The organism is Cupriavidus pauculus (assembly GCF_008801835.1).
In the GTDB taxonomy this organism is placed as follows: domain Bacteria; phylum Pseudomonadota; class Gammaproteobacteria; order Burkholderiales; family Burkholderiaceae; genus Cupriavidus; species Cupriavidus pauculus.
The window spans coordinates 95,733-108,390 of record NZ_VZOW01000003.1 but is presented as its reverse complement, the minus strand read 5'-3'; the positions used below and the strand labels follow the sequence as shown (position 1 = coordinate 108,390).

The window sequence follows — 12,658 nt, the reverse complement described above, 5'->3', positions numbered from 1 at the left end:
ATGCCGATTTCCCGACATAAGACCTTGTATCGCGTGCTAGACAAATCCCTCTAAGCTACGGTAATCTCCGCGCAATTTCGTTGAAATGGTCGAGCCGCCGTGTCATCCACCCCTACCGTCAGCCGCTCCGCCCGCTACCGCAAAGTGCTGGTTCTGCATGGTCCGAACCTGAACCTGCTGGGTACGCGAGAGCCCCAGACCTACGGGCACACGACGCTTGCCGATATCGACGAAGCGCTGGCGAAACGCGCCGCCCTTGCGGGCATCGGGCTGGACACGTTCCAGTCCAATCACGAGGGCGCGCTGGTGGATCGCATTCACGCGGCGCGCACGGAAGGCGTGGACTTCATCGTCATCAATCCCGCCGCGTACACGCATACCAGCGTGGCGCTGCGCGATGCGCTGGCGGGTGTGGCCATTCCTTTTGTCGAAGTGCATTTGTCCAACGTGCATCGCCGCGAGCCGTTCCGTCATCACTCCTATTTCTCCGACCAGGCGATTGGCGTGATCTGCGGACTGGGATGGCAGGGATACCTGCTGGCGCTGGAATACGTGCTGGCACAGGAGCAGGACGCCCCGGCAGCTGGCGCCTGAGCCATTCATATAGAGATCGAGACAATGGGGCTTTGCCGCACAACGTGTGGCAGAACCAATCAATGACTGACCACCGCCGTCCCTTCCCAACAAGGAAGTGACCGGACAACCCGATTCTGGAGGATAAGAAGATGGACCTGCGCAAGCTGAAGACGCTGATCGACCTGGTGGCCGAATCCGGCATTTCGGAACTCGAAGTGACCGAGGGCGACGGCAAGGTGAGGATCGTCAAGCAACCCCCGCAGGTCGTGGCCGCGCCGATGGCCATGCCGCAGATGCAAGCCATGCCCGTCGCGGGCGCGCCGGCCGCCGCCGCACCGGCTCCTGCCGCCGCCGAAGCCGCGCCGCAGTTGCCGGCCGGCCATATCGTGACCTCGCCGATGGTTGGCACGTTCTATCGCGCCCCGTCGCCGGGCGCCGCGCCGTTCGTCAACGTCGGCGACACCGTCAAGGAAGGCCAGACCGTCTGCATCATCGAAGCCATGAAGCTGCTCAACGAGATCGAGTGCGACAAGGCCGGTGTGATCAAGGAAATCCTCGTCGAAAACGGTCAGGCCGTGGAATACGGCCAACCGCTGTTCGTGATCGGCTAAGCCGGCGTGACCGGCTGACGCGGCGCATCGGCCCGATGGGCCACGCCGCATGCGTTGGTCCGGCCGCGCCAGCTGGCGCGCGGGCCCGCCCCTGTTCTCGCAGAGAGAGACCATGTTTGAAAAAATTCTGATCGCGAACCGCGGCGAAATCGCCCTTCGCATCCAGCGCGCCTGCCGCGAGCTGGGCATCAAGACCGTAGTGGTGTACTCGGAAGCCGACAAGGAAGCCAAGTACGTAAAGCTGGCCGATGAAGCCGTCTGCATCGGACCGGCTCCGTCGCCACTGTCATACCTGAACATGCCGGCCATCATCTCGGCGGCGGAAGTCACCGACGCGCAGGCAATCCACCCCGGTTACGGCTTCCTGTCGGAAAACGCCGATTTCGCCGAACGTGTCGAAAAATCCGGCTTCGTCTTCATCGGCCCGACCTCGGACAGCATCCGCCTGATGGGTGACAAGGTGTCCGCCAAGCAGGCCATGATCAAGTCCGGTGTGCCGTGCGTGCCGGGCTCGGAAGGCGCCCTGCCGGACGATCCGAAGGAAATCCTGGCCACCGCGCGCCGTGTGGGCTATCCGGTGATCATCAAGGCGGCCGGCGGCGGCGGCGGACGCGGCATGCGCGTGGTGCACACCGAGGCCGCGCTGATCAACGCCGTCAACATGACGCGCGAGGAAGCGGGCCGCGCCTTCGGCAATCCCGAGGTCTACATGGAGAAGTTCCTCGAGAACCCGCGCCATGTGGAAATCCAGATCCTGGCCGACCAGCACAGGCAGGCCATCTGGCTGGGCGAGCGCGATTGCTCGATGCAACGTCGTCACCAGAAGGTGATCGAGGAAGCGCCCGCGCCGCACATTCCGCGCCGCCTGATCGAGCGCATCGGCGACCGCTGCGCAGAGGCGTGCAAGAAGATCGGCTACCGTGGCGCAGGCACGTTCGAATTCCTGTACGAAAACAACGAGTTCTACTTCATCGAGATGAACACGCGCGTGCAGGTGGAGCACCCGGTCACCGAGATGATCACGGGCATCGATATCGTGCAGGAACAGATCCGCATCGCCTACGGCGAGAAGCTGCGCTTCCGCCAGAAGGACGTGGAACTGCGCGGCCACGCCATCGAATGCCGCATCAATGCCGAAGATCCGTTCAAGTTCACGCCTTCGCCGGGCCGCATCACTGCCTGGCACATGCCCGGCGGCCCCGGGGTGCGCGTCGACTCGCACGCGTATGATGGCTACTTCGTGCCGCCCAACTACGATTCGATGATCGGCAAGATCATCACGTACGGCGCCACGCGCGACCAGGCGATTGCCCGGATGCGCATTGCGCTGTCGGAAATGGTGGTCGACGGCATCCTGACCAACGTGCCGCTGCACCGCGATCTGATGCTCGACGCCAACTTCGTGGAAGGCGGCACCAGCATTCACTATCTTGAACACCGCTTGGCCCAGAAGGCCAACGCCCACGGCGAAAAGGCCTGAGGCGCGGCCATCCTGGCCGGCATGCAGTCATAAAGGATCCTCGTGGCTTTCCAGGAATGTGTGATCGAAATTGCGCAGGATCAGGCCGAAGCCTGGTCCGATGCATTGTTCGACCTCGGCGCGCTGTCGGTATCGGTGGAAGACGCCGACGCCGATACGCCTGACGAGCAACCGCTCTTTGGAGAGCCAGGACTGGAGCCCACCAAGCTCGCGTGGAACCGCTCGCGCGTGGTGGCCCTGTTCGACGAGGAAACCGACCCCGCGCTGGTGGTGCTGGCTGCGGCGAATGCGCTCGGCGTCGAGGCACCGTCGTACACGTTGCGCGACGTGGCAGATCAGGATTGGGTGCGGCTGACGCAGTCCCAGTTCGAGCCGATCCGCATCGGCGAGAAGATCTGGGTCGTGCCTTCGTGGCACGACGCGCCCGACCCGGCCGCCGTGATTCTGGAACTCGATCCGGGCCTGGCCTTCGGCACCGGCAGCCACCCGACCACGCGCCTGTGCATGCAGTGGCTCGAACAGAACCTGCGCGCGGGCGAAACCGTGCTTGATTACGGCTGCGGGTCGGGCATCCTGGCTATCGTGGCGAAGAAGCTCGGCGCCGGCGATACCGTTGGCATCGACATCGACCCGAACGCGGTCGAAGCCTCGCGCTACAACGCCGAGCGCAATCGCGTGCAGGCCACCTTCGCGTTGCCTGAAGCAGTGTCCGACGCCAGTTATGACCTGGTTGTGGCCAACATCCTTTCCAATCCGCTCAAGCTCATGGCGGCGATGCTGTCGGCGCGCGTGCGTCCGGGTGGCCGCCTGACCCTTTCCGGGGTGCTTGAACGGCAGGCCGACGAAGTGGCGGCGGCATATGCGCCGTGGCTCGAAATGTCCGTCTGGCGCAGCGAGGAAGGCTGGGTCTGCCTGCACGGCACGCGCGCCGCATCCGACGATTTACCCGGCAACTCCGCCGCTCGCTCCTGATTGCTCACCATGGCCGCTGCCAAGCTCGTCACGCGCTGCCCGGCCTGCCGCACCGCGTTCCGGCTTGTCGCGGATCAGTTGCGGCTGCGCCAGGGATTGGTCCGTTGCGGACAATGCGACACCGTCTTTGACGCGCGCGAACATCTGATCGAAGTCCCCACACGGCCCGCACCCGCTGCATCGCCTACACCGGCTGCATCGCCTACACCGGCTGCATCGCCCGTACCGGCCGCGCCGGCCGCGCAATCCGCTGCCAGTTCTGCGTCCGGTGCGCCTGTCGCGCCGCCGGCCCACCCTGCATCCGCCTCTGTCAGCATCGCCGCCGCGCTGGCGCATGCCGAGCAGGCACAGGCGATGGCGCGCGCAAGGGAAGGCGAAGCGCCGTTCGATCCGGGGTTCGATCCAGGGTACGAAGTGCCCGCGCTCGACTCTCCGACCACACTGATGTCGGATGCGGACGAGATCGCAGCCGCGGCACGGGCCCCGGCGGCTGACGACGCGGCGCCATCGCACACCGAAACCACGAGTACGGAACACGCGCGCGACCACGGCCGCGCCGACGAAACCGCGCCGATTGAAGCGCCGCGCCCGCCCACCGCCACGCCTCCGAGCGGGTTCAACGGCATGGCCGTCGACGTCGGTGCCGCGCATGCGATTCCTGCGCGCGACATCGACGCCCCGCAGCCGTCGGCCTCCGACACGACATCGACGGAATATTCCACGCCGGCTGTCGAGCCACGCGATACCGCAGCACCAGCCGCCGCCGAGGCGGACGACCAGGATTCGGTCTCGTCCGACGCGCATGCGGCCAATATCGGCGACGCAGCCGACGCAGGCGAGGCGCCCCAGACTGTTCCGCCGCCCGCGGCAGCCGATGCCGCGCCATCCGCATCGACGTCCTCCGCGCCGTGGCCGACACTCGACCACTCCGCGTTCGATGACGAGCCGGCGCGCCCAACCGGTCACTCGTCGCTGGATCCCGCCGCCGCATTTGCGCCCGCCACGCCCTCCGGTTTGCCGCCCGCCGGCGCTTACAGCGCAAAGCCGATCTGGCCGCCGTTGCAGACCGCGCAGCCCTCCGGCCAAGGCGCCGGCTTCCCGGCACTGGATGCAGAGCCGGCGAGCGAATCCGACATGGCGCGCGACACGGATGCACCTGTGCCGCCGCAGGGCCACACGCCAACGGCAAGCGACGCGGCCGGCGCCGTCGGCGATGGCAACCCGGTCGACGATGTCGGCAATGTCGACCATCACGGCGCTGGCAACGGCATCGGCGATATCGAGCCAGCTGCACGCGCCGCCGATCCCGCCGATGCGGCGCCTTCAGCCCATCCATTTCCTGCCCCGGAGCCCGTGCGCAGTGCGAGCGGATTTCTGCGGGCCGCGGATCCCGCCGATCCCGAAGCCGAAGCGTGGGCTGCGCAGGCCAAGATGGGGCTCGAACAGGTGTCTGACGATGCGGATGAATTGCCGCGCGACGACGCGCGCGATCCCGGGGCGCGCGAATCCGCGATGCGACACTGGCTGCGCCGCGACACGTCGGCCACGGCCGCTACGGGCCCCGTGTTCGCCCCGGACTTCCTGCGCCATTCCCGCGGGCGCGCCGCACCGCGCACGGAGCGGAAATCCACGCCCTCGCCGGTCAGCAAGCGCACATGGATGCGTATCGCAGCCGTCGTGCTTGGCCTTGGCGTCATCGTGCAAGGCGTGTTTCTGGCGCGCAGCCAGGTCGCTGGCAGCCTGCCGGTGCTGCGTCCGGTACTTGAAGCCGCGTGCGCGCCGTTCGGCTGCGAAGTGCCGCCATGGCGCGACCTGGAATCGCTGCGTATCGACACCTCGCAGTTGCAGAAGCAGGACGAAGCCAGCGACGTGTATCAGCTCGCCGTCACGCTGCGCAACCAGGGACGCGCCACCACGGCGCTGCCCGCGATCGAACTGGTGATGACCGACCTGCAGGACCAGTTGCTGCTGCGCCGCGTGCTGCAGCCTTCCGAATATCTGGAGCCGGTGCAGCGTGGATTCGCCGCCACCGGGCTGCGCGCGGGCAGCGAGCTACCGGTTCGGGTACGATTCCGGACGCAGCAGACGGTAGCCAACTACCGCGTGCTGATCTTCTACCCCTGAATTCCAACGCCCCCGCCACGCCGGCCGGCAATGCACCGGGCCGGCGTGCCGTATTTACTTTTCCTGACAGGAGAGACCATGAGCAATGTGACCCTCGGCGGCAACGCCATCGAAGTTGGCGGCAAGTTTCCCCAGGCTGGCGACAAGGCCCCGGCCTTCACGCTGGTCGGCAAGGACCTGAAGGACGTGTCGCTGGCCGATTTCGCGGGCAAGCGCAAGGTCCTGAACATCGTGCCGAGCCTGGACACGCCGGTGTGCCAGGCATCCGCGCGCAAGTTCAACGAAGCCGCCAGCAGCCTGGCCAACACCGTCGTGCTGACGATCTCGGCCGACCTGCCGTTCGCCATGGGCCGCTTCTGCACGGCTGAAGGGCTGACCAACGTGGTCACGCTGTCAACGATGCGCGGTGCCGAATTCAAGAACGCCTACGGCGTCGATATCAAGAGCGGCCCGCTGGCGGGCGTTTGCGCACGCGCCGTGGTGGTGGTCGACGAGAACGACACCGTGAAGTACAGCGAACTGGTTCCGGAAATCAAGCAGGAACCGAACTACGACGCTGCCCTGGCCGCGCTCAAGTAATCTGTGCGGTAGCACACAGTCGTTGATGCGAATCCGCCCGTCACGCACGGGCGGAATTCTTTACCGTTTATGCAAATGGCCCAACGCCGGGCCACATGGAGAATCAATGTCCAGCCTGATCTGCGGCTCCGTCGCTTACGACACCATCATGACCTTCGACGGGCGCTTCCGTGAACACATCCTGCCGGACCAGATCCACATGCTGAACGTGTCGTTCCTGGTTCCCGGCATGCGGCGCGAATACGGCGGCTGCGCCGGCAATATTGCCTACACCCTCAAGATGCTGGGCGGCGATCCGGTTGTAATGGCCACCGTCGGTCAGGACGCGGGACCGTATCTGCAATATCTGCGCGACCTCGGCATCGGCACCGACCACATCCGCACGCTGCCGGACACGTTCACCGCGCAGGCCATGATCACCACTGATCTGGACAACAACCAGATCACCGCATTCCACCCGGGCGCGATGGGCCAATCGCAACTGAACAGCGTGCAGGATGCGCTCGGCGCGGGCAAGCGTCCGGCGCTTGGCATCGTCGCGCCGGACAGCCGCGAAGGCATGCTGCACCATGCACAGCAGTTTGCCGAAGCCGGCATTCCGTTCATCTTCGATCTTGGCCAGGCGATGCCGCTGTTCAACGGCGAGGACCTGCGCCAGTTCGTTGAACTCGCCAGTTACGTGACGGTCAATGACTACGAAGCGCAGGTCATGCTGTCGCGCACCGCGTGGACCAGCGCCGAGGTTGCCGCCAAGGTCCGCGCCTTCGTCGTCACGCACGGCGAGCGCGGCGCCAGCATCTTCGCGGATGGCCAGCAGTTTGCGATTCCGGCGGTGCAGGCCGAACGCGTGGTCGATCCCACCGGTTGCGGCGACGCCTTCCGCGGCGGCCTGCTCTACGGCATCGAAAACGGACTGGACTGGGAAACCACTGGCCGACTCGCTTCGTTGATGGGCGCGCTCAAGATCGCCCAGCAAGGCCCGCAGAATCACTGGGTCTCGCGCGACGAAATCGGCAATCGTTTCGAGTCCGCTTTCGGATACCGATACGCCTAAGATAAAACGGTGCACCGCGCGCACCGAAATTCGATGAACCGCGCGGCATTCAGACGGGAGTTGCCATGAATCAGATCCTTCGACTTAGCGGCGCAGCGGTGCTGGCTACCGCGGCCCTGGTGACCGGCTGCGCCAACTACTCCAATTCAAACAGCGTCTATTCGCCGGGACAGGCACAGCGCGAGCAGGTGGTGCGCTTTGGCGTGGTGGAGGGTGTACGTGAAGTGATGATCCAGGGCGGCTCGACCGGCGCCGGGACCATCGCAGGTGGTGCCATCGGCGGCGTGGCGGCCGGCAGCACCATCGGCAGCGGCGGTGGATCGGTCGCAGCCGGGCTGCTGGGCGCCGTGCTCGGCGGCATCGCCGGCAGCGCGGCTGAAAACCGTCTGACGCAGCGACGCGGCCTGGAAATCACCGTGCGCCTGGAAGACGGCGACATGCGGGCTATCACGCAGGAAGCCGACGAGGTGTTCCGCCCTGGCGACCGGGTGCGTCTGCTGTCCTCGGGCGGGACGACGCGCGTCACACACTGATCGCGACATGACAAAGCTGTCATGAAGAACGCCGCGAGCCCCTGGGCCGCGGCGTTCTGCTTTGTGCCCTTGCCAATCGGCCTGCGCCCTCCTGCCGTTGCCCTTGCGCCGATACCTTGCTGCACGCTCCCTTCTTCTGCCTGCTTTCTTTCGCCTACCCTCGGCCGCCTGAACCTTCCGCCATCGCCCAGCCGCTTCGCCAGAGCACGCGCCCACGCGCTGCCGATGCCGATGCCGATGCCGATGCCGATGCCGATGCCGATGCCGATGCCGATGCCGATGCCGAAAGCATCCAATGCTGACTGACCAATAAAAAACCCGCCGGGCACGGTGGCCATCGGCGGGTTGGCAAGACTCGCTGTCTTGCGGACCGGATACGAGGTATCCGGTCAGTGCGGCACGCGATGCGTGCCCAGGCATTTCCCAGTTGTCATCGCTCGCACGAGGCGAGTCAATTACGGACGGTTGCCCGTCGGGAACGGCCAGGCCGCAGCCGGGTTCAGCGCGGTCTTTGCAGCAGCGGCAGGCGCAACGGCAGGCGCAGCAGCAGGCTTGGCAGCCTTCTTCGCAGCCGGCTTCTTCGCAGCGGCAGGCTTGGCGGCCTTCTTCGCGGCAGGCTTCTTGGCAGCGGCCTTCTTGGCAGCCGGCTTCTTGGCGGCTACTTTCTTGGCTGCGGCCTTCTTGGCCGGTGCTGCCTTCTTGGCGGCGACCTTCTTGGTTGCGACCTTCTTGGCAGCAACCTTCTTCACTGCAGCCTTCTTGGCCGGTGCCGCCTTCTTGGCGACGGCCTTCTTGGCGGCGACCTTCTTGGTTGCAACCTTCTTCGCGGCTACCTTCTTGGCGGCCGGCTTCTTGGCGGCGACCTTCTTGGCAGCTACCTTCTTCGTTGCGACCTTCTTGGCAGCAGCCTTCTTGGCGGCCGGGGCAGCCTTCTTGGCGGCGACCTTCTTCACAGCAGCCTTCTTGGCGGCCGGCTTGGCGGCCTTCTTAGCCGCCGGCTTTTTCTTTGCAGCAGTTGCCATGGATAACTCCTTCACTAGCGTGAAATATCGAATGACCTAAATGGACGACCCGACCGACCCGAGGCGCGTTTGCCGCGAACCCCAATCGAGCGAGCGATTCATCGGCGCACGACTCAACTCAGACCGCACGCTAATGAATTCGGTGACAGGGAAACCGCCGTGGATGACGTCGCACAGCGCGGTACTTTCACCGCGGCCCGAAATCCGCGCGCCAGCTTCGAAGCCAGCGTGCAGGCGGATTTCCGGGGCAGGCGGTGCCCTGAAATATTCGATTGGCCCGCGCCGGCCGTTGTGTCGGCGCGCGGCCAGGAAAGAGGAGATATCGGTCAGCAGGCCTGCAGCGCGGGCATGGCCTCGCGCGCTGCAGACAGCAATCATCAAGGGGTAGTTCGCCCATCCCGAGACAGGGCTACAGGAGACTGCACGCGTTGTAAGAAGCCGGATCGGCTCGGTCTGCGTCAAAGTTCTAGTGCTCCTCGGCTACCCGCATTCACTTGCATCAACGCATCGCAATCATCGCGACGTCTTGCTTGCTGGCGACGCCACGCATCGTTGGTGTCGATGCAATGAAGTGAGACTCTTGTCAAGGCGAATCATAATTCGTTTGTTCGATGATGTTAAGAAAAAAGTGCAAAAAAACTTGCGCGCAAGAACGAATCGATCTACTCCGCGCAGACACCTCGATGCCAACACCATCGACACACATGTTGATCTCGACTTTCGTCTCGCCAACGAAGTTCCATCGCGATCGAATTTGGCGGGTCGCGATGGACCGTATCGCGTCGCGCATCGACTGATTTTCGGTCACGCTCGCGCAGCGCGTTCGACCTCTCCATCGCTATTGCGCAACGGCTTTCGAAGCGTCCGCGCAAACCTGACGATCGTCTCGAAACCCGCATGAACATTGGCTTTGCGCGAGCGCACCGAGGCTTCGTCGCAGCGCGTCGCACCGCTGCAAACATTCGTCGCACGCGATTGCAGACACTGCAGCTGCACCACGTGCGAGGAGCGCGTCGTCGTCGCATCGCAACGCGTGCGCGACCATCGCGCGATGCGTGTGTCGGACCTCGCGCGCATCGATCGGACAGTTGCGCGAGTACGACGAAAGAGTGATGCGTCGATGCAACGGTTTGCCAAGTCGATCGTGCTTCGCGATGGTCTTCCGACGCGTTCACCAACTCGAAACGATGTGAATCGCATCGATGACGATGGTCGTTGCGCGTTCGAATCGGACCCAATCGTGCGTGCCAGGATGCGCGTGGTTCGTGCCGCGTTGTGCGTCACGCCCGGAGCATGACGCGCGCGGTGGCGAGATCGAATCGCATGCCGTGCCCGCCCCGTGCGACGCAAGAATGTCGGCTGCGAGGTCAGACATCGCCCCACATCGGCGCGATGCTTTCGCATCCGGGTTCGCCGACGTGCCATAGCCGTCGATGTTCGTCGGCACGCGTCGTGCGCGTGCGCATTCTGGCGCGCATCTCGGACGCGACATTGCTCGCGTATCGGCAACGAGTCGGCGCGTATCCGGGTTCCTACCGACGTCGGCGCGCGCTGTGCACGCGCTCCTGATTGGCGGCTCCGACGCGGCCGCTGTTGCGCCAGTGCGCCAATGCGCGGCTCGCTAGAGGAATGTCTCGGGTATGACATCCGCCCGCGTTTTGTTGCGCAACAGAATCCCGCCGCACCGCAGCCAGCGGTCGATTCCGGCCAGCGGCCCGGCGTGCTTTGGTGCGTACGCAAACGGATGTTGGAGATTGCGGCGCGGGATGGCCCACAGTAGATTGGCGGCGCGGTGCTGCTGCCGGCCGGGCGGCGATGCGCGTGGCGATCGTCGCCCACCATCGTCGGTCGTGTGCGGATATCCTGCACGACTTACGTGTACGACTTGCAAGACGGCCATCGCCGTACCATCCGGCAAGAGCACTCCGCGATCGGCATTGTGCCGTCGCGAAACCGAACTGGAGATTTCCATGCGCATGACCGCCCCCCGCGCCTTCGTCCGGGCGACCGCCCTCGCCGCCACCTTCGTAACGATGATGACCGCCAGTGCCGTGGCGTTGGCGCAATCGACCCCCGCCGGCACCTGGCACACCATCGACGACGCCACCGGCAAGCCGCGCGGCGTGATCGAGATTGCGGAGAAGGACGGCGTGTACAGCGGCAAGCTCGTGAAGAGCCTCGTGCCGTCCGAGGGACCGCCGAAGGTGTGCGACAAGTGCACCGACTCGCGCAAGGACCAGCCCATCATTGGCATGACGCTGCTGACCGGCTTGCGCAAGACCGGAGACAACGAGTGGAGCGGCGGCGAGATCCTCGATCCCGAAAGCGGCAAGCTTTACAAATGCAAGATGTCGCTTGCCGACGACGGCAAGAAGCTCAACGTGCGCGGCTTCATCGGCATCAGCCTGATCGGTCGGACGCAGACCTGGGTGCGTCAGCAGTGACCCACGAAGATGTTGCCGAGCGCTTGCCACCACGCGTCTTGCAAGCGAAGCGGCGACAGCCATCGGCGGCGTGCCACCAGCTCGGCGGCGCTTAAGGCAACTGACAGGTTCCTTCGGTAAGATCGGCATCCCGAGCCTCACAACAACTACCGGAGACTGACTCATGCGCACATCCGTTCGCCGCCGCAAGCTGGCCCTCGCACTGGCCGCCGCCCCGCTGTTTGTCACCACGGCCCACGCGGCCGATGCGTGGCCAAACCATGTCATCAAGTTCGTCGTGCCGTTCACCGCGGGCGGCGCCAACGATCTAGTGGCGCGTGCTGGCGCCGACGCCGTCAGCAAGCGCATCGGCCAGCCTGTGGTCATCGAAAATCGTCCGGGCGCGGGCGGCATCGTCGGTGCGGATTACGTGGCCAAGAGCAAGCCCGATGGGTACACGTTTCTGGTGGGCGCCGTGGGCACCGTGACCAACGGCCTGATTCGCATCAAGATGCCGTACCAGCCCGACGACCTGGTGCCGGTGGGGCTGATCGCGGTCAGCCCTTCGGTGATCGTGGCATCGCCTTCGCTGCCGGTGAACAACGTCAAGGAACTGATCGAATATTCGAAGAAGCAAGGCGGCGTGCCGTTTGCCACCGCAGGCAGCGGCAGCACGCCCCACTTCGTTGAAGAGATGCTCAAGGAGAAAGGTGCGGACCTGACCGTGGTGCCGTACAAGAGCGGTTCGGAGAGCATCACCGCGGTGATCGGCGGCCAGGTGGCTGCCACGTCGGAAGCGTCGATCGTCGTGCTGCCGCAAATCAAGGCAGGCAAGCTCAAGGCGCTGGGCGCGACGTGGGACAAGCACATGCCCGCGGCGCCGAATATCCCAACCACCGCCGAGCAAGGTTTGCCGGAAGTGCGCATCGGCCATTGGGCCGGCATTTTCGCGCCGAAGGGCACCGACCCCGCGATCATCAAGCGCATGAATGCCGAGCTGACTGCGGGCATGCAGAATGCGGAAATTCGTGAGCGCCTGATCCAGAACGGCATCGAGCCGGCGGGTGGTTCCGTCGACAGCTTCGTTGCGTTCATCAAGAGCGAACGCGAACGGCTCGGACGTATTGCCAAGAATGCCCACATGACCGCCGAGTAACCGATCGGTGAGCAAATAAAAATAAAGTCTGTTATCCGAATGTATTGCCCGACGGCCCGCGACATGCGGGCCGTTTCTTTTGCGCAAACCGCTTAATGCGTCGAATAAGCCATAAGAAATATCAGATC

The 12,658-nt window shown here is 64.8% G+C and carries 14 protein-coding genes; 12 read left to right on the top strand and 2 right to left on the bottom strand.

All coding sequences use genetic code 11. The features are described from left to right. Positions 1-99 precede the first annotated feature (99 nt). From aroQ to F7R19_RS04925, 9 genes are all read left to right on the top strand, one after another. Positions 100-594: a type II 3-dehydroquinate dehydratase gene (gene aroQ, locus F7R19_RS04965; protein ID WP_061955391.1), complete on the top strand. Its 495-nt coding sequence runs from the start codon at positions 100-102 to the stop codon at positions 592-594. Positions 595-725: 131 nt separating this feature from the next. Continuing rightward, entirely contained in the window at positions 726-1,187 is a 462-nt protein-coding gene (accB, locus tag F7R19_RS04960) for an acetyl-CoA carboxylase biotin carboxyl carrier protein (protein WP_061955389.1), read from the top strand. A gap of 112 nt (positions 1,188-1,299) precedes the next feature. Beyond that, entirely contained in the window at positions 1,300-2,667 is a 1,368-nt protein-coding gene (accC, locus tag F7R19_RS04955; RefSeq protein WP_061955541.1) for an acetyl-CoA carboxylase biotin carboxylase subunit, read from the top strand. Positions 2,668-2,709: 42 nt separating this feature from the next. Beyond that, positions 2,710-3,639, top strand: a complete 930-nt coding sequence (gene prmA, locus F7R19_RS04950; protein WP_150979540.1) for a 50S ribosomal protein L11 methyltransferase — start codon at positions 2,710-2,712, stop codon at positions 3,637-3,639. Between the two features lie 9 nt (positions 3,640-3,648). Beyond that, a complete protein-coding gene (locus F7R19_RS04945; protein ID WP_150979539.1) occupies positions 3,649-5,763 on the top strand; it encodes a DUF3426 domain-containing protein in 2,115 nt (704 codons plus the stop codon). Positions 5,764-5,841: 78 nt separating this feature from the next. Continuing rightward, complete coding sequence (gene tpx / locus F7R19_RS04940) at positions 5,842-6,342, top strand: thiol peroxidase (RefSeq protein WP_061955386.1); 501 nt, start codon at positions 5,842-5,844, stop codon at positions 6,340-6,342. A 106-nt stretch (positions 6,343-6,448) separates the two neighbouring features. Further along, positions 6,449-7,396: a carbohydrate kinase family protein gene (locus F7R19_RS04935; protein ID WP_150979538.1), complete on the top strand. Its 948-nt coding sequence runs from the start codon at positions 6,449-6,451 to the stop codon at positions 7,394-7,396. A gap of 65 nt (positions 7,397-7,461) precedes the next feature. Further along, on the top strand, positions 7,462-7,929 hold the full coding sequence (locus F7R19_RS04930) for an outer membrane lipoprotein (RefSeq protein WP_061955382.1): 468 nt from the start codon (positions 7,462-7,464) through the stop codon (positions 7,927-7,929). Positions 7,930-8,045: 116 nt separating this feature from the next. After that, positions 8,046-8,231, top strand: coding sequence for a hypothetical protein (locus F7R19_RS04925; RefSeq protein WP_150979537.1), 186 nt, complete (start codon positions 8,046-8,048; stop codon positions 8,229-8,231). 153 nt (positions 8,232-8,384) lie between these two features. On the opposite strand, the gene F7R19_RS04920 is transcribed toward F7R19_RS04925, so the two are convergent. Both F7R19_RS04920 and F7R19_RS04915 read right to left on the bottom strand, forming a co-directional pair. Then, entirely contained in the window at positions 8,385-8,951 is a 567-nt protein-coding gene (locus F7R19_RS04920; RefSeq protein WP_061955379.1) for a histone H1-like DNA-binding protein, read from the bottom strand. A 36-nt stretch (positions 8,952-8,987) separates the two neighbouring features. Continuing rightward, positions 8,988-9,413, bottom strand: coding sequence for a hypothetical protein (locus F7R19_RS04915; RefSeq protein WP_223505845.1), 426 nt, complete (start codon positions 9,411-9,413; stop codon positions 8,988-8,990). Between the two features lie 448 nt (positions 9,414-9,861). On the opposite strand from F7R19_RS04915, the gene F7R19_RS04905 reads away from it, so the two are divergent. From F7R19_RS04905 to F7R19_RS04895, 3 genes are all read left to right on the top strand, one after another. Further along, positions 9,862-10,248, top strand: a complete 387-nt coding sequence (locus F7R19_RS04905; RefSeq protein WP_150979535.1) for a hypothetical protein — start codon at positions 9,862-9,864, stop codon at positions 10,246-10,248. Between the two features lie 673 nt (positions 10,249-10,921). Beyond that, positions 10,922-11,395: a DUF2147 domain-containing protein gene (locus tag F7R19_RS04900; RefSeq protein WP_061955373.1), complete on the top strand. Its 474-nt coding sequence runs from the start codon at positions 10,922-10,924 to the stop codon at positions 11,393-11,395. A gap of 163 nt (positions 11,396-11,558) precedes the next feature. Beyond that, complete coding sequence (locus tag F7R19_RS04895; RefSeq protein WP_150979534.1) at positions 11,559-12,530, top strand: Bug family tripartite tricarboxylate transporter substrate binding protein; 972 nt, start codon at positions 11,559-11,561, stop codon at positions 12,528-12,530. Positions 12,531-12,658: the final 128 nt, after the last annotated feature.

What these genes read in the sequence shown, in the direction of transcription:
- accB (WP_061955389.1), top strand. Translation starts at nt 726, where the DNA reads ATGGACCTGCGCAAGCTGAAGACGCTGATCGACCTGGTGGCCGAATCC.
- F7R19_RS04930 (WP_061955382.1), top strand. Translation starts at nt 7,462, where the DNA reads ATGAATCAGATCCTTCGACTTAGCGGCGCAGCGGTGCTGGCTACCGCG.
- accC (WP_061955541.1), top strand. Translation starts at nt 1,300, where the DNA reads ATGTTTGAAAAAATTCTGATCGCGAACCGCGGCGAAATCGCCCTTCGC.
- F7R19_RS04945 (WP_150979539.1), top strand. Translation starts at nt 3,649, where the DNA reads ATGGCCGCTGCCAAGCTCGTCACGCGCTGCCCGGCCTGCCGCACCGCG.
- F7R19_RS04900 (WP_061955373.1), top strand. Translation starts at nt 10,922, where the DNA reads ATGCGCATGACCGCCCCCCGCGCCTTCGTCCGGGCGACCGCCCTCGCC.
- F7R19_RS04895 (WP_150979534.1), top strand. Translation starts at nt 11,559, where the DNA reads ATGCGCACATCCGTTCGCCGCCGCAAGCTGGCCCTCGCACTGGCCGCC.
- tpx (WP_061955386.1), top strand. Translation starts at nt 5,842, where the DNA reads ATGAGCAATGTGACCCTCGGCGGCAACGCCATCGAAGTTGGCGGCAAG.
- F7R19_RS04935 (WP_150979538.1), top strand. Translation starts at nt 6,449, where the DNA reads ATGTCCAGCCTGATCTGCGGCTCCGTCGCTTACGACACCATCATGACC.
- F7R19_RS04920 (WP_061955379.1), bottom strand. Translation starts at nt 8,951, where the DNA reads ATGGCAACTGCTGCAAAGAAAAAGCCGGCGGCTAAGAAGGCCGCCAAG.